We start from the raw sequence: 16,443 nt of genomic DNA, 5'->3' as shown, positions 1-16,443 counted from the left end.
CTTGGCGCCTGGTGCCGTCATGAAACCGGCCTTGTCATCAAGGCCTGAGGTGGATAGGCCTCGCCCCATGGCAATAGCGAGCAATATTTCGAAGCGGCGGCAGTCTGCGCTGGAAGAAGGCAGCGCAGATTATCTGGCCAAGCGTGCTGAACTGGTCGAAATTGCCGGCCGTCAATTCAAGACCCACGGATTCAAGGCGACGACCCTTGCCGAGATCGGCCACAAGGCAGGTCTCGATCGTGCGACGGTTTATTACTACTTCGGCAGCAAGGAAGAGCTCTTCCGCGAGTGCCTGCGCGTCGGCGTGGAAGCGAACATTGCGGCGTGTGAGGCCATTTTCGAAGACGAGAAGCTGGAAACCCGCGACAAGCTGCGGGCGGTCATTACCCAGCTGATGTCTGCCTATGACCAGTACTATCCACACATGTACGTCTACATCCAGGAAGAAATGAGCCGGGTCACGAGCGAAAAGAGTGCCTGGGCGCAGCGGATCGTGGCAAAGACCCGGACATTCGAGCGGATCGTGCTGAGCCTGATCAGCGACTTGATCCGCACCGGGCAGATGCGGGACGACATCGCGGTTTCAGTGGCGGCGAATGCGGTGTTCGGCATGCTGAACTGGACTCATCGCTGGTATCAGCCGGGCGGTACGCATTCCGCGGCGGAAGTTTCGAATGCGTTCTGCGAGATCTTTTTCAGCGGGATGGAGAAACGCTGATCAAAGCCGGGCGCGCAGTGCCCGCTTGTCGACCTTGGTTGCCGACATCGGCCATTCTCCGTCGTTCATGAAGAACACCGCGCGAGGCACCTTGTAGCTCGCGATCCGGCCCTGGCAAAAGCCGATGAGTTCCTCCTCGGTTGCCGACTGACCAGGCCTCAATTCGATGAACGCCACGGGCACCTCATCAAGCCGCGGATCGGGGCGACCCACCACTTCGGCGAGCTTGACCGCCGGATGGCTGCACAGATAGGCCTCGACCTCGATCGCTGCGACGTTCTCACCACCGACTTTGAGCATGTCCTTGGCGCGGCCGTGGAAGGTCAGCTGGCCATCCGCAGCGCGTGCGTAGAGATCGCCAGTATGGAGCCAGCCTTCGTTGTCGAGCGCCTCGGCAGTCTTCTCGGGAGAGCGGTAGTAGCCCTCCATCACGCAGTAGCCGCGGACAAGGATTTCACCGACGACGTCGGGTGCCGCTTCTTCGCCGCTTTCGAGTTCGATGATCTTGACCGAAATACCGGGCACTGGCTTGCCTTGGCTCACGGCACGCTGCTCGGGGGTCTCATCAGGGGCGCAAAGCGCGAAGATCCCAGCGGTTTCGGTCATGCCGCAGGCCTGCATGAACTCGGCCTCGGGGAAGGTGTGCTGGACGCGGTTTACCAGCGCTGGCGGTGCGATCAGCAAGACCTTGCGCAAGGCGGCAAGGCGGGCCGGATCGAACGCAGGATGATCCAGCAAGGGCTGCAGGATGGCCGGGAACCATGGCCATGCCACGCTGACCTGCTCTTGTTCCATCAGATCGAGCGCCTTGCCGGCATCGAAGACAACGTCGGTGACATAAGTCCCGCCGGTGCCGATCACCCCGATGAAGGGGGCGAGTGACCCGATATGAAAGAGTGGCCCACCGCCCCACGTCACATCGTGTTCGCGGGCGCGGAACCGGCTGCTGGCGCGTTCGACCGGACCGCGCGTCACGGCTTCGTGGCTGAGCAGGCACCCTTTGGGATTGGCGGTGGTGCCTGAGGTATAGATGATCAGCGCGGTGTCGCGCAGCCGGGTCGCTCGGCGGGCGGCATCCACTGCACTGACAGGTACAGACTGAGCGGCCTCTGCGATGTCTGCGCGCGAAAGGAAGCCAGCTGGCGCATGGCCTTCGAGCACGACGATACCGCGAAGCAGCGGAGCTTCAGTCAGCGCGAGAGGGGCGCCGGGAGCACTGCTACCCAGCGAGGGTAGCGCTTCTGAAAGCACAGCGCGGAAGTCGACGAAACGGGTGTCTGCTGCTGTCGTGAGGATCAGCGCAAGATCGGCATTCTCGATGATGAAGCCGAGTTCGCGGCTCTTGTGGCGGGCGTTGAGCGGGACGGCCACACAATTGGCCAGCGCAGCACCGAACACCGCCGTAACAAGTTCGCGGCTGTTGTTTGCAAGAATGCCGACATGCGCGCGCTGGCCGAGACCCAGCCCGATGATACCGCGCGCAATTTCGATGGAGGCGTCGCGCAGCTCTGCATAGGTGAGGGTGAGACCAGGCATGACAAGTGCCCGGCGGTCGGGATAACGCGCCGCACTGCGGATGAGCAGGTCCGCCAGCGGCGAAACCTCGGACCACTCGCTGAATATCAAGACGAAACTCCCCCGCGTAATAGCTTGTTGGAGCCATGAATGAAGCGCGTCAATGGGCCTGTCAACGGTAATGTTGATTGGCGTCAGGCCAGCTCAAAGCCTTCGTAGTCGTGGTATGCCACTTGCTCGCAGCGCTTGCGATATTCGGGGCCACCGCCGACATGGACCAGCGTTCGGCGTACAACCGTGCCGTCGGGTTTCGTGGTCGTCTTGACCCACCAGGCGTTGGCTTCGGCCAGCAGGGTCCGCGAGAAATCGCGGTAAATGGATTCGGTCCACTCGTCCTCCGCAGCTTGCGTAGGCTCAGCAAAGCTGAGGCCTTTGGCGGTGAGGTATACCAGCATTTGCGTCACCCATTCCGCCTGCAGGCCGCCGCAAACCCCGACATTGCAGAATGCCGAACCGTTATGCGGGCCGACCAGCGTGTAGAAATTGGGAAAGCCGCGCGCCTGAAGGCCGAGGAACGTGGTCGGGCCATCGGCCCAGGCGTCCTTGAGCCGCTTGCCGCCCTTGCCGCGAATATCGATCCGGTCGAGTGAGCCGGTCACGGCATCGAACCCGGTTGCGAAGATGATCACATCGAGTTCGTGGAACGCATCGGCGGTGCGGATACCCGTCTCGGCAATCTCCACGATCGGGGCCTCGCGGATATCGATCAGGTGGACGTTGGCCTTGTTATATGCCTCGTAGTAGTTGGTCTCCATCGGCACCCGCTTGCCGCCGAACGGGTGATCGGTCGGGATCAGTTTTTCGGCAACACGTTGGTCCTTGACCCGCTGACGGATTTTTCCGGCAACGAAGTCGGCGAGGAATTTGTTGGATTCCTTGTTGACCAGCAAATCGCGGAAGCCGCTCAGCCAGATGCCGTAGCCGGGCTGGTTGTAGAGTTGTTCGAAGAAGGCCTCGCGTTCCTCGGCGGGCACGTCGATCGCCTTGCGGTGATCGCGGTGATACGGGAAAGCGGTGTCGGTCACCTTCACGTATTCCAGAATATTGGGATAGCGTTTGCGGATGACGGCCATCTCGTCCTTGCTAATCGGCGTGTTGCCGAGCGGCGTGCACCAGTTCGGCGAGCGCTGGAACACGAGCAATTCGCCGGCGCTCTCGGCCACGATCGGAATGATCTGAACCCCGGTCGCGCCTGTCCCGATGATCCCAACGCGCTTGCCGGTGAAATCGATGTCACGCGGCAGCCCGTCCTCGTCGACCGGCCACCGCGACGAATGGAAGGCTTCGCCCTTGAATGTGTCGATGCCTGCGATGTCGGGCATCCGCGTTGCCGAAAGTGGGCCAGTCGCGGAGATAAGGTGGCGGCAGGTCAGGATGTCACCGCTATCGAGCGTGATTTCCCAGACATTGGATGCCTCTTGATAGTGCGCAGCGACCACCTTGGTGTTGAAGCGGTATAGCTTTCGGACGTCCATCGCGTCAGCGGCGCTATTGGCATAGCGCAGCATCTCGGGCTGGGAGGCGAACCGCTCCTGCCATTCCCAATCGGGGATGATGCCTTTCAGCGCGAAGTAGCCGTAGGCGTAGCTCTCGGTATCGAGCCGGCAACCGGGATAACGGTTCCAGAACCAGGTGCCGCCGACATCTGCTCCCGCCTCGATCCCGCAAACGGAAAGGCCACTCTGTTCGAGCAGGTGGGTCTGGTAAATTCCGGTTACGCCGGCGCCGATCACAACCGCGTCGAAGTCGGGCTTCAGTTCGCCAATCACCATGGGGATACCTCTGCATTGCGCCGCCGGGCGATGCCCTCGGATCCCAAATATACTCAAACGAATATATATATTCTGTCAAGAATATTATGAGTGAGAATGCCCATGAAGCGGCGCAGGGTCGCACGCGAGCGAGCCATGCGCAGTGCGAGGTCCGATCCCATCATGCTGAAGAAATGGAATAACGCGGTTCGGTCGGTTTGGCTTGCCAGCCTGACTTGCGCCCGCAGATCAGTCGGCAGGACCGCTGAGGTAAGTTGCCGGATCGCGCACCCCGACGGTCCTTAGTGCGAGGAGAGCGATCTCCTGAGCGACCGATTCGGCATCCCAGCGCCCCTCCGGCTGGAACCATGTGAATGCCCATGATGCCATCCCGCCGAGTGCCGACGCGGCCAGCGAAGGATCCGCAATCTCGAACTGGCCGCTTGCGGAACCTTCTTTCAGCAGCGTGCGCAACATGCGGTGGAAGTGCTGCTTTGAGCCGTCGATAGCTTGGCTTTCGTCGGCCGGCAGGCTCTTCGCCTCGCGAAAATAAAGGGCGACTTCGCGCCGGTGCTCAATCTGCAGCTGAACAAAATAGCGGATGATCTGCGCCAGACGCGTTGCAGGGTCGCCCTCGAGCGAGGCACTGAATGCAACTGTTTCGTCCGCCGCGGTGGCGCCCGCCTTGCACACGTGAACCAGCAGTTCTGCCTTGTTCCGAAAGCGCGAATAGATGAACTGCTTGGTTACGCCGAGCCCCTCGGCGATGGATTCCAGCGACGTTGCCTCGTAGCCTCTCTCGAAGAACTGCCGCACGGCCTCGTCGAGGATCCGTCGGCGCTTGATCTCGTCGATCTCGGCCTTGATCGGATTGACTTCCGGCATTGCGGTCTGATCTTTGCTAGGCATCCGGCTCATCGGTTAGTTGGTCCGCAGGCGCACCCTCCCAAGGCACCAATTTGGCCTCTTGGGGGGCACAGTCGTTTGCACTGCCGGGGTTGAGAGCTGCGGTCAACCAGAGGGCGTCTGTTGCGATTGACTTTGTCGTTTGCACCATCTGTACCGCTTGTACATTGAAGCGCCGAAACGACGCAGGCACGATCCTCGTTTGCCGAACTTGCTCCCATGCCGCCATAAAGAAGCCAATCGCTCAGAATTGTGCTGTTCGGTGTAGATAAGAGGAACCTCTACCTCTGCAGAGATCCAATCAGGACTGCACTCCAGTTCGGCTGCCCAATCTCAGTTGGTCCGATTGTCGAAACAGGCTGTCGCAGATCGGAAATCAGGGGGTATTATTGGGGGTATTTGCACCTCGCGCAGAATAAATAATATTAAAATCAGTTATATAGCGATAATTTCTAGATCCCTCCTCCGACCATAAATGGCTTACTGTGGCCGCTTGGGGGCTACCCACTGCTTTGCCGCGTGCCGTTGGCGCAGGTTAGTCGCAAATGGCCCGCAGCGGCACGTGTGAGAACGCCCGCGAAATGTTGTTGAGCATGCGCTGTGGTGTACCAGCCAGCTCCAACCGCTCGATCCGCCGGGCCAGCGCGACAAACACCGCTGTCAGTTCCATCCGCGCCAGCGCCTGCCCGGCGCAGCCGTGCGGCCCGTGCCCGAAGCCGAGGTTTTGCTTCTCGCGCCGGTCGATGCGGAAGGTATCAGGCGCGTCGAACTGGCGCTCGTCGCGATTGGCGCTGGCGTAGGAGACGACAACGCGCGTGCCCGCAGGCACAATGCTGCCATCGGATAGCTCGGCATCGCGGGTCGTCACCCGCGCGAAGTTCTGGAGCGGTGTTTCCATCCGCACGATCTCGTTGGCGGCAGCTGTCGCAAGGCCCGGATCGGTGCGCAGCAGGGCCCATTGGTCTGGGTTCGTTGCAAACAGGTAGAGACCGGCCGCCATGGCGCTGATCGTCGTCTCGAACGCGGCAACGACATAGCCCGCCAGCATGCCGATGGCCGTCTCGCGGGTGATCTCGCCGCGGTGCGAGGCCGCGATCAAGCCTGCCGCAAAACCGCCGGGGAGCACGCGCTCCTCGTCGTAGAGCGTGGTGAGCAGGCCCATCATGTCCTGCAGGCCGGTCAGCCCCTGCTCCATCCGCGCGTTGGCGGGGCCTGCCGCGTTCCACGAACCCGATGCGAGATCGAGCAGGCGAGGGCGCACATCGTGTGGCCAGCCGATCAGGTCCATCACCACGCCGATGGGCAGGTCATGCGCAAAGTTGGCCACGCCATCGAACGTGCCCATCGCAGCGACCCGCTCGGCCAGCGCATCCGCGCGCTGTTCGATGGTTTCGGCGACGGGTCTCAGTGCCGCCGGCCCCAGCGCCTCCATCATGAGCTTGCGCCGCGCGGTGTGGACCGGCGGGTCCTGACAGATCAGCGCTTCCTCCCAGGCGGCATTGATCATCGGGTTGAAGCCGATCCCTTGCGCCGAGGAGAAGACCTGCCAGTCATTCAGCGCGCGCCGCACGTCGGCGTAGCGGCCGATGAAACAGACGCCGGCCTGCTCCAGCCAGACGGCTGAACCCATGTCCCTCAGCGCGCGGTAAGTGGGCCAGGGATCGGCCAGCACGGCATCGCCGAACAGATCGATCCGGCTGGAAGGCTGGGCCATTTCAGGCGATGCCCTGCTTGCCGGGCGAGAGGATGTGGTTGGGATCGAGCGCCTGCTTGATCCGCGCATTGAGCGCGCGGTTCGCCTCGCCATATTGCTGCGCGACGAGGTCCATCGTGTTGACGCCGGTGCGGTAGCTCGCCCAGCCGCGCGCGCCGAAGCGGGTGATCATCTCGCGGATGCAGTCGTCGGCCTTCTTCTCCTCGACCGGATTGTCCTTGTCGTACTGGATGAAGATCAGGTGGTGCAGCTCGCGCCCGCCGATGGCGTAGGCGACGGAGTAGTCGAACCCGTAACGCCCGAGGATTTCCTTCGCGAGTTCGGTCTGCTGCTGGGTCTCCACGCCCTTGGCCGGCGCCACCGGGGCGAAGCACACCATGCCGCCGCCCCGCCAGCGCATGATGCCCTTTTCCTCGAGCGTGAGCTGCCCGCTCATCAGGTTCTTGTGATGATGGAACCACTTGTTGCCGCCCATCTCGGCCTCGGTCAGCACTTCGCCGCCCGAAGCCTCGAACGCGCGGCGTATGATCGGCTCGATCGCGGCAATGATCTCGTCCGTGCCGTAGAGCGCGAAGTAGGTGTTCCACATGCCGAGGCCGTGCTGCTTCGCAAAGTCGCGGACGACTTCCTCCGGAATGCTCTCGGGCTTGTCCCACAGCTCCTCGCGGCGGTGGAACATCGCGATCTGGTAGGCCGCGCCCATCATCAGCACGACATTGGGGATGAGGTTATTCATGCGGAAGGGCCGCATCGCGTCGACGATCTTGGCGACGTCCGACATTTCATTGTGGCGCACCATGAACGGCTTGAACGCAGGCGGTTTCGGCATCAGCCAGAAGCCGAGCTTGGTCACGACGCCGAAGTTGGACTGCGTGAAGATGCCGTCGAGATAGGGCCCGTAACCCCACTTGAACGCCTGCCAGGTCGTGGAGTTCTTCACACTGCCCATGCCGGTGCGCACCAGAGTGCCATCCGCCAGCACCACTTCCATGCCGCATTGCATGAAGAAGTGGTCGCCATAGGGGGTATAGCCGACCCCGCGCTCCAGCGTGTTGCCCAGCGGCGAGACGATCGGGCCCACGGTCGGCACGTCGATCCAGTAGGGCAAGTTGTTTGTCGTCAGGTAGTCGTGGAGGTCCTGATAGGTCACGCCGGGCTCGACCAGCGCGGTGCCAAGCTCGGGGTCGATCGCGATGATGCGGTTCATCCGCTTCATGTCGAGGATCATCTGCCCGCTGCTCGCCGGCGTGGCGCAGCCATAACCCATGTTCTTGCCGGTGGAGACGGTCCACAGCGGCAGCTTGTAGCGGTTGGCGATCTTCAGGATGGCCTGCACTTCCTCCACCGAGGCCGGGGCTACCGCGCCCGAGGGCATGTGTTCGTGGCGCGGATCGGGGGTGAAGCTCTTGGCATAGGGCAGGGTGCTCTCGGGGTCGGCAAAGACCCAGTCATCGCCCACCACCGCGCGCAGTTCCTTGACCGCGGCGGCAAAGGCCCCGGCATCGAGGTGAGCGGGCAGCTGGCGCGGGCCGTCGAGCGGCGAGGCGAAGGCGCGGGCACCGGCGAGCGCGGCGCCCACCGCGCCGGTGCGGATCAGATCGCGGCGGCTGATACCGGTCATTCGCCGATCTCCTTCGGGTCCGCCTTCGTGGCATTGATCCACTTCGCCAGCGCGGCGAGTTCGGCATTGCTGATTTCGGTGGGGCGGAACGCCGGCATCGCGCGCGGGCCGCTGCGGACGTAGGTGGTGATCACCTCCACCGGAAGCTTGCGGCCGCGAATGATCGGGCCGACGCGCGCGCCGTGGCAATAGCCGCAGGTCTTGGCGTAGATCGCCTCGGGCGGGCGGGGCGGGCTGGCCACACCAGCGAAGGCCCCTCCTGCAGGTATCACACAAAGCCCCAGCATGACGGGCGCAACACGGCAGAGTTGCCGCAACGACTTCGTGGATCTCATCCAGCCTCTCCCTATCCTCCGGTTTCTGTGACCGGGGCAACCATGTCGATTGAATCGGACATAGCGTCTGATTGAGTGAGGGCTAAATTCAATCTTGCGAAACGTCAAGTTTGATTTGGTGGTTCCGCCAGAAGGAGCGAGGGAAGCGGGCGGCGCGCAATCTCAGCAGCGTCTGCAGGGCTGACCCCAAGCCCGCGCAGGATCATGGCGACGATTTCCTCCGGGTAGTCCGCGCTCTTACGCTCGCGCAGCATGGTCGAAACTGCCGCTATGGTTGTTCCCAGAATGGCATCGCGTCCAAGTGTGCTCTCGGTAATGGCAAGTTGTCCGGCCGCCATGGCTTCCTGCACCGTCACTTCAGCTTGCCGGAAGGTCTCCGCACCGAAGATGATCCCATCAGCGCTGAGACTGAGCATCGAACGCCCCCAGCCTGGCACATCGCGCACCCGGTGCAGATAGAAGCGGATCGCGGCCGAGGCGCGTTCGCGCGGATCGTTCAGCTGCGAAACGGTCCGGGTCACCGCCGTCAGGAAGTCATGCGTCACTTCGTAGGTCACGGCCTCGCGCAATTCCGCCATGCCGGAGAAGTGGTCGTAGAACGTGGCCCGGGTGATCCCGGCACGCGCCGCAACATCCTCGATGCGCGTGTAGAGCCCGTCTTCCTCGCCGAACAGTTCGAATGCCGCCGCGATTACCTTGGCGCGTGTCTTCGCTCTCCGCTGACGGCCCTGTTCGAGCCGGTGTGCCTTGTCGGACCTCAAGTCAACCAAATGCGGTACTCCTTACGCAGGCGCACCGTTACACATCAATCTTACACGTTGGCAATTTGAACATTACGCAAAAACGGGGAAGCGTCCGACGGCGGCTTTCGTCTGCAAAAATGGCCAGTTTCACCCAATGTTCAGTTGCGCATAGCCCGGTAGGTTCTTGGCGTGACGCCTTCCCGGGACTTGAAGTGCCGCGTAAACACTTCTGGCGTCGCAAATCCCGTCATCGCCGCGATTTCAGCCAGTTGGACACGGGCATAGCGGGGGTCCCCCAGCATGCGCTTGGCGCTCGCGAGGCGAACGCCGGACAATTCATGACTGAACGTCGTGTCATTCTCGGCAAAAAGCTTGTGCAGATAACGCAATGAAATGCGGTTCTGCGCCGCGATGTCGTGCGCCGAAAGTCCGCTTTCGCTGTGCCGCTGGAGGAAGGACTGCCGGATCGAACGCATCAGCGCACCGCGGTGCCGCCCTTCCATGGTGAAGGTTTGCGAGCCGATCGCAAGTGCCATGAGATTGCCGAGTTGCTCGGCAACGAACGTGTCGTCTGCGGGCATCTGGCGCATGGTCTGTCCGCCGACGGCTCTGAGACCCATGGCCAGCGCTCCCTGCCACTGGGGATCGCAGTCCTTGCTGGCGATCAGCGGGCCGCCCGGATCCGGAATGAGCCGCCGCGCCCATTGGCCGGGCATCTGGAGGACAATGCACGAGCAGCGCGCGGACGTTTCGAATGAATAGTTCTCCCGCTCATCGAGCAGGCACCAGTCTCCTTCGCCGAGCGTGACCATCTGGCCGAAACGGCGAACTTCTATGCTGCCATGGGTGACAAGGCTGAGTTGCAGACGGTCATCGTGACCGTCCGCGCGGTGGTGGACCGATTGGTATTCGGCGTCCACGAGAGCGATGCGTGCCGGGCCAAGCGAGCGGATCGCGATGCTGGCGCTGAAGTCGATCTTGCGTTTGACGTCGATTTCCATGGTGGAAAGGTGCGCTACGACCTGGCTTGTCCAGTAGCGGTGACGCTGGCCGATCGGTGCGTCCGTTGTGGTGATCCGCAGCAGTTCCTGCATGAGTGATCCCCCCTCAGAGATGCTTCTCTTTCACAATGCCTAGCACGATCGCAACAAGTGTGAAGAACGCCTTTGTGCACGTTTCACCATGGTGTTTGTGCACTCCGGCACGTGTCGAGCATGCCTGAGCCTGCCTTAGCATTATTGCAAGGCTGACATCCATCAAGGATGCGGTGAGGGAGAAGGTTCATGCGTCTCGCGACAGCGGTCAGTATCATTGCGCTTGCGGTTCCGGCAATGGCGCAGGCTCAAGCAGCCGGGGCTCAGGTGGCAGAGGCGAGCGCCGATAACGGTGCCATCCAGGAAATCGTGGTCACGGCACAGAAGCGCGCGGAGAACGTGCAGAACGTGCCGATCGCTATTTCGGCCTTCAGCGCCAACACGCTGAAGGAGCGCGCAGTCGGCGATGTTGCGCAGCTGTCCAACGCGGCACCAAACGTCACGCTCGATGCCGGTACGCCATTTTCCGGCTCCACTTCAGTGCTCTCGGCCTTCATTCGCGGCATCGGTGCCAACGATTTTGCGATGAACATCGATCCGGGTGTCGGCATCTATCTGGACGGCGTCTATCTTGCCCGCACAGTGGGCGCGAACCTCGACCTGCCCGATGTCGAGCGCATCGAAGTCCTCAAGGGGCCGCAAGGCACCCTTTTCGGGCGCAACACGATCGGCGGCGCGATCAGCGTTGTGACCCGCAAGCCTGGCGACAAGCCCGCGTTCGAAGGCAACATCACCGCGGGGCGCTACAATCGCTTCGACGCCAAGGGCTACATGGACCTGCCCATCTCGGACACGCTCAAGAGCTCGGTGACCTTCTCGTTCAAGAACCGCGACGGCTACCAGAAGCGCATTCCCTATCCATCGGCCACGCCTTACGTGACCGATCGGTTCGGTTCGCTTCCGGCGAGCGGCTACAAGACCTCCGATCGTGAAGGCGGCCAGCACGAGTGGACCATCCGCGGCAAGCTGCTGTGGGAAGCGAGCGACCGGCTCAAGGTCACGCTCGGCGGCGACTACATGAAGATCGACCAGTCTTCGATGGCCAACTCCGTTCTCGCGGTTACCTCAGGCGTACCCGGTCCGTTCGCCGGTCTTGCGGCGAACAACATTCCCGGCACCGCGCTTGACGTTGTGACGGGTTCGTCCGGCTTCCTGTTCGCGGGCCTCTACAATTTCTGCATCAGGGCCACGCCCGACCAGATTGCCGCGCGCAACGCCGGCGCTCTTTGCGGTGTTCGCGGAACGCCGCTGAACGCGGCAGCCAACCTCCCGCCGCTTGCGAGCGTGAACGTGGACGGTGATCCGAACAACAACCGCCTGCCTTACGACAACCGCTGGATCTCGGCCGAAAAGGACACAAGCTACGCCACGGGCAACAGCTTCTCCAACATGAAGGTCTATGGCTTCAACGGCGTGATCGATTACGACCTGACCGACACGGTCGCGATCAAGTCGATCACCGGCTACCGCAACATCACCTGGGCGTCGGGCCTTGACCTCGACAACTCGCCGCTGGCGATCCTCGAGCCGTCGTTCTCGCTGACGCAGAACCAGTTCAGCCAGGAAATCCAGATCATTGGCAGTGCGCTCGACAAGAAGCTCAACTTCGTCCTCGGCGGCTATTTCTTCCACGAAGAAGGCAAGATGCGCGACTTCGTGACCTTCTCCGAAGGCCTGCTGCAGATCATCGGTCCGAACGACCTCAAGACAAAGAACTACGCCGCGTTCGGCCAGGTCGACTGGCGGATCAATGACCTGATCGGCATTACCGTCGGTGGCCGCTATACCCACGAGGACAAGGATTTCATCGGCCGTCAGACCGATGCCAACGGCTTCAACTACAAGCTGTTCAACTGCCCCGTCTATGGCGATCCCTGCCAATCCATTCTCGGGTTCCCGGTCCCGGGCGAACCGCTGCGCTACTATGTCGGCGGAACGCAAAAGAAGAAGTTCAACAACTTCGCGCCCAAGGTGGGCATCCAGCTCCATCCCACCAACGACGTGATGGTCTACGGTTCCTGGTCGCGCGGTTACAAGACCGGAGGGTGGACGACCCGCCTGTCCAACCCGCTGCCTTTTGCGCCGGACTTCGACGAGGAAAAGGCCGAGAGCTTCGAAGTGGGCGTCAAGTCGACGCTGCTTGACCGCCGCCTGCAGCTTAATCTTGCTGCCTTCACCACGAAGTACGACGGTATCCAGCTGAACTTCCAGCAGGGCGTCAGCCCGACTGTGCAGAACGCCGGCGATGCGCGGATCAAGGGCTTCGAAGCCGAGGCCGTGATCGCGCCGATGCGGGGTCTGACGATCAATGCGTCGGTGGGCTATACCGATGCGCACTACACCAGCCTGCTGCCGCAAGCGGTCGTTGCAGCCAATCCGTTCCAGGCCGGTACCGTGGTTGGCGGCTATCTGCCCAAAACGCCGAAATGGAAGTTCAACCTGACGCCGCGCTACAAGCTCGATCTCGGCGGCAAGGGTTCAATCATTCTGCTGGCTGACTACACCCGCACGTCCTCGTTGTGGAACGATACCGAGCGCACCTATCTCATCCGTCGCCCGGGCCTAGACATTCTGAATGCCAGCGTCACCTACGAGTCTCCTTCGGGGAACTGGGATCTGACCGCCGGCGCCACCAACATTACCAACACGCGCTACATCGTGACCGGCCAGGCACAGATCGCCGGTGGTCAGATCTATGGCACGTGGAGCCGCCCGGCCGAGTGGTACGCCAAGGTCGGCGTCAAGTTCTGATCTGGCCAGATCAGAAGAGGGGTGGTGGCAGGAAAGCGATCTGCCATTGCCTCGCCCGGGTGCCCGCCTCCCTTGGGCACCCGGGCACTAGTTTGCAGCAAGGCAAGTGCAAGGATGATGGAGTATGCTGATCCGGAACTGCTGGTACGTTGCTGGCTGGAGCCATGACTTTGCGGCCGATGCGCCGGTGCAGCGGCAGTTGCTGGGCGATCCGGTCGTGCTTTGGCGCAAGTCTGACGGCACCATGGTCGCGATGGAGGACCGCTGTGTTCACCGGTTGGCACCCCTGTCACTCGGCCGCATCGAGGGCGATCATCTGCGCTGCATGTACCATGGTCTCCTGTTCGACAGCGCGGGTCGCTGCAAGGAGATTCCGGGCCAGGACATGATCCCGTCCAACGCCTGCGTGCGTACCTATCCAGTAGTCGAACGCAACAACTGGATCTGGGTGTGGATGGGTGATCCGGCCAAGGCGGATCCCTCGCGAATTGCCAAGTCAAAAGCGCTCGACGATCCCGCTTGGGTGCTCAAGACCGGCGAACTACACTACGAAGCGCACTACGAACTGATCAACGACAACCTGCTTGACTTGACGCACCTTGCCTATGTCCACGCCAACAGCTTTGGGGCGGGACCTGCCTGGGCGCAAAGCCGGCCCAAGGTTGAGGTGATTCCCGAAGGCGTGCGTTCTTCGCGCTGGATCAGCAATACGCCGCCTGTGCCTCCGCTCAGCAAGGCGGCTGAGCATGATCGCGTCGATATCTGGACAAGCTACGATTTCGTTCTGCCCGGGGTATTCCTGCTCTATACTGCGATGTTCCCGCCCGGCACCGCAGACGCATACGGCAATGGCCCACCGCCGGCCGATCTGCCCACCTTGTTTGCCAACTTCACCAGTCAAGCTGTGACTCCGACCTCCGAGACAACGACGAGCTACTACTATTCGTGGGGACCGGCATCCGAGCACGGTGATGAGGCGATGGCGCAGGCCATGATTGACGTTGCCGGCATGGCGTTCCACGAGGACAAAGTGATGATCGAAGCGCAGCAGAAGATCATCAACAGGAATCCGGCCACGCGGCCCATGCCCACAACGGCGGACAAGGCCATCACGATCTTCACTCGGCTGATGCAGAGCCAGGATGCTTGAGCCGGTGCCGGGGCGATTGCTTCATTGACCTCGACCCAACTCTAAGATGTGCGACCTGAATTGGTTCAGTTGCAGCTGCTCTGCAAGGACCTAGGACAAAATCTGGGTGTCAGGTTTTGGTGAAGATCTTGTCGTTGCACGTATGGCAACGGAACGGCAGGAATGTCCCGAGGCTGTGTAAAAACGCCCGAATATGCTATGGTTCTCTCGCGTTTCGGGAGGCTTTGGAATGGCTCGTTTCGTCCAAGGGGAAGACCGTCGGCAGGACTATTTGCTGCCAGCTTCGCTCGATGATTACGTGTCGGAAGACAACCCGGTTCGGGCAATCGAGGCCTTCATTGATGCGCTCGATTTGAAGGCGCTGGAGTTCGCTGGAATAACGCCGGCTGAGACGGGTCGTCCCGCCTATCATCCAGCAACGATGACGTGATGTCGTGGACGACCTCCGCACCAGCGTAGCTGTGCGATGATGTGGTCGTTGTAGGTCCATGTGTGGACGACCTCCGCGGCGCAAGAGCTTTTCGGCATTGATGACTTCGGTCGGGTGCATCCATGTGTTCGGCCTGTTCGCGCAGCACCGCATGGCTGCTGGCCCTGATGAAGTCCGCAGGCTGGCTCCCTAATCACGTCATCGCGCTCGAAGCGCTGTGACCCCCTGGGTTTCACCAACCCCCGGTCTGACCGGTTCGTCATCACTACTAAGCTGCTCCAACGCATCCCATCACGCGATTATCGAGTGACGGAGATCTCCTTATGCGGTGGCGGCGTAGACCTCCTTCCGCGTCATCACAGCCCAGGCAATCCGTGCCGTTTTGTTGGCCAGCGCCACTGTTGCGATCTTCGTGGGCTTGCGCTCGAGCAGGCCCGCCATCCAGGGTTGGCGAGCCGGATTCTTGCGCGTCATTCGCATAACAGCAGTCGAACCGACGACCAGAAGCCGGCGAAGATAGCCATCACCCTGTTTGGTTATTCCGCCGAGCCGCTCCTTGCCGCCCGAGCTGTTCGCACGAGGTGTGAGCCCAAGCCAGGCGGCGAACTGACGACCTGATCGGAACAGAGATGCGTCGGGCACCGCAGCCGCTATAGCCGAAGCTGTGATCGGGCCGATCCCCGGGATCGTGGCCAGCCTGCGGCTTGTCTCGTCGTTACGGTGCCAATCAAGGATTTGCGCCTCAAGCCGATCGATCTCGCTCGCGAGGGCCCTCAGCTGAGCGGCAATGCCATGAAGGGCCGAACGCGCGTAAGCGGGAAGCCTGCCCTGCTCCTCGTGCAGCGCCTTCAGGGAAGCCACTACGCCGCCGGCGCCGAGACCCGTCACGATGCCGTACTCAGCTAGGTGGCCGCGGAGCGCGTTGATCAGCATGGTGCGCTGCCGAACCATCAGGTCGCGACTTTTGTGAAGCATGAGGACCGCTTGCTGCTCGACCGACTTCACTGCGACAAAACGCATCGTCGGCCGGGTTACCGCTTCGCAGATCGCTTCGGCATCTGCTGCATCGGTCTTCCCGCGCTTCACATACGGCTTAACATAGGCTGGCGGCATGAGGCGCACCTCATGGCCAATCGCCATCAACTCGCGTGCCCAGTGATGCGCCGACGCGCAGGCTTCCATGCCGACCAGGCAAGGCGACAATTCCGCGAAGAACCGACTAACCTCGGTCCTGCGCAGCTTACGCCGGATCAGCACTGCGCCATCGGCAGCGATGGCGTGAACCTGAAACACATTCTTCGCCAGATCCAATCCGACGGTGACAACCTCCTGCTCCATGGAACGACTCCTAGACGTGGACCTACAACGACCACATCATCGCACAGCTACGCTGGTGCGGAGGTCGTCCACGACATCACGTCACCACCGAATTATTGCGGCAAGGTATTTTTATTATCGTAGTATTTTCTTTTTTAACATTGTTCGTACCATCACAAATGCCAACTGCCCAATGAGATTGTGTGGACCTGATTGATGCTTCTCGGAACTGGTAAAGAGGGTTGGTAGCAACTGACGGTTGATTATTTGGGCATTCTACTGCGCCTTGATAAACCACAGGGGAAAAATCGAGGGATGCCCCACCGCCTCTTCTCCGC

12 protein-coding genes and 1 pseudogene are annotated in these 16,443 nt (G+C 61.5%); 4 read left to right on the top strand and 9 right to left on the bottom strand.

Going from position 1 to position 16,443, the window contains the following annotated elements; translation table 11 throughout:
• The first annotated feature begins 67 nt into the window (after positions 1-67).
• Positions 68-718: a TetR/AcrR family transcriptional regulator gene (locus ACO06X_RS04175; protein ID WP_421838724.1), complete on the top strand. Its 651-nt coding sequence runs from the start codon at positions 68-70 to the stop codon at positions 716-718.
• Here ACO06X_RS04175 and ACO06X_RS04170 read toward each other — a convergent pair whose 3' ends face one another.
• From ACO06X_RS04170 to ACO06X_RS04135, 8 genes are all read right to left on the bottom strand, one after another.
• Complete coding sequence (locus ACO06X_RS04170) at positions 719-2,344, bottom strand: class I adenylate-forming enzyme family protein (protein ID WP_421838723.1); 1,626 nt, start codon at positions 2,342-2,344, stop codon at positions 719-721.
• An 83-nt stretch (positions 2,345-2,427) separates the two neighbouring features.
• On the bottom strand, positions 2,428-4,065 hold the full coding sequence (locus ACO06X_RS04165) for a flavin-containing monooxygenase (protein ID WP_421838722.1): 1,638 nt from the start codon (positions 4,063-4,065) through the stop codon (positions 2,428-2,430).
• Between the two features lie 228 nt (positions 4,066-4,293).
• Entirely contained in the window at positions 4,294-4,929 is a 636-nt protein-coding gene (locus ACO06X_RS04160) for a TetR family transcriptional regulator (protein WP_421838721.1), read from the bottom strand.
• A gap of 556 nt (positions 4,930-5,485) precedes the next feature.
• Entirely contained in the window at positions 5,486-6,664 is a 1,179-nt protein-coding gene (locus ACO06X_RS04155) for a cytochrome P450 (RefSeq protein WP_226018724.1), read from the bottom strand.
• A gap of 1 nt (position 6,665) precedes the next feature.
• Positions 6,666-8,285 (bottom strand): FAD-binding oxidoreductase, encoded by a 1,620-nt coding sequence (locus ACO06X_RS04150; protein WP_226018725.1) that lies wholly within the window; start codon positions 8,283-8,285, stop codon positions 6,666-6,668.
• Positions 8,282-8,527, bottom strand: a complete 246-nt coding sequence (locus ACO06X_RS04145) for a c-type cytochrome (RefSeq protein WP_226018726.1) — start codon at positions 8,525-8,527, stop codon at positions 8,282-8,284. The genes ACO06X_RS04150 and ACO06X_RS04145 overlap by 4 nt, the downstream gene beginning before the upstream one ends.
• A gap of 197 nt (positions 8,528-8,724) precedes the next feature.
• Positions 8,725-9,390, bottom strand: coding sequence for a TetR/AcrR family transcriptional regulator (locus tag ACO06X_RS04140; protein WP_226018727.1), 666 nt, complete (start codon positions 9,388-9,390; stop codon positions 8,725-8,727).
• A 131-nt stretch (positions 9,391-9,521) separates the two neighbouring features.
• Positions 9,522-10,457, bottom strand: coding sequence for an AraC family transcriptional regulator (locus ACO06X_RS04135; RefSeq protein ID WP_421838720.1), 936 nt, complete (start codon positions 10,455-10,457; stop codon positions 9,522-9,524).
• Between the two features lie 189 nt (positions 10,458-10,646).
• Here ACO06X_RS04135 and ACO06X_RS04130 point away from each other — a divergent pair, with 189 nt between their 5' ends.
• The 3 genes and pseudogenes from ACO06X_RS04130 to ACO06X_RS04120 all read left to right on the top strand — a co-directional run.
• Positions 10,647-13,208, top strand: coding sequence for a TonB-dependent receptor (locus ACO06X_RS04130; RefSeq protein WP_421838719.1), 2,562 nt, complete (start codon positions 10,647-10,649; stop codon positions 13,206-13,208).
• Positions 13,209-13,332: 124 nt separating this feature from the next.
• Complete coding sequence (locus ACO06X_RS04125) at positions 13,333-14,358, top strand: Rieske 2Fe-2S domain-containing protein (protein ID WP_421838718.1); 1,026 nt, start codon at positions 13,333-13,335, stop codon at positions 14,356-14,358.
• Between the two features lie 229 nt (positions 14,359-14,587).
• Positions 14,588-14,782, top strand: a pseudogene (locus ACO06X_RS04120) (IS5/IS1182 family transposase); the annotation flags it as partial.
• 327 nt (positions 14,783-15,109) lie between these two features.
• Here ACO06X_RS04120 and ACO06X_RS04115 read toward each other — a convergent pair.
• Positions 15,110-16,126: an IS110 family transposase gene (locus tag ACO06X_RS04115; protein ID WP_421838717.1), complete on the bottom strand. Its 1,017-nt coding sequence runs from the start codon at positions 16,124-16,126 to the stop codon at positions 15,110-15,112.
• Positions 16,127-16,443 lie beyond the last annotated feature (317 nt).

Source organism: Novosphingobium sp. (assembly GCF_965229225.1).
In the GTDB taxonomy this organism is placed as follows: Bacteria; Pseudomonadota; Alphaproteobacteria; order Sphingomonadales; family Sphingomonadaceae; genus Novosphingobium.
The sequence above is the reverse complement of the archived record's forward strand: the minus strand, read 5'-3'. Positions and strand labels throughout refer to the sequence as shown.

Bases quoted from the DNA above. Each gene is read 5' to 3' on its own strand.
- ACO06X_RS04175 (WP_421838724.1), top strand. From the start codon at position 68: ATGGCAATAGCGAGCAATATTTCGAAGCGGCGGCAGTCTGCGCTGGAA.
- ACO06X_RS04155 (WP_226018724.1), bottom strand. From the start codon at position 6,664: ATGGCCCAGCCTTCCAGCCGGATCGATCTGTTCGGCGATGCCGTGCTG.
- ACO06X_RS04125 (WP_421838718.1), top strand. From the start codon at position 13,333: ATGCTGATCCGGAACTGCTGGTACGTTGCTGGCTGGAGCCATGACTTT.
- ACO06X_RS04150 (WP_226018725.1), bottom strand. From the start codon at position 8,285: ATGACCGGTATCAGCCGCCGCGATCTGATCCGCACCGGCGCGGTGGGC.
- ACO06X_RS04130 (WP_421838719.1), top strand. From the start codon at position 10,647: ATGCGTCTCGCGACAGCGGTCAGTATCATTGCGCTTGCGGTTCCGGCA.
- ACO06X_RS04165 (WP_421838722.1), bottom strand. From the start codon at position 4,065: ATGGTGATTGGCGAACTGAAGCCCGACTTCGACGCGGTTGTGATCGGC.
- ACO06X_RS04135 (WP_421838720.1), bottom strand. From the start codon at position 10,457: ATGCAGGAACTGCTGCGGATCACCACAACGGACGCACCGATCGGCCAG.
- ACO06X_RS04160 (WP_421838721.1), bottom strand. From the start codon at position 4,929: ATGCCGGAAGTCAATCCGATCAAGGCCGAGATCGACGAGATCAAGCGC.
- ACO06X_RS04115 (WP_421838717.1), bottom strand. From the start codon at position 16,126: ATGGAGCAGGAGGTTGTCACCGTCGGATTGGATCTGGCGAAGAATGTG.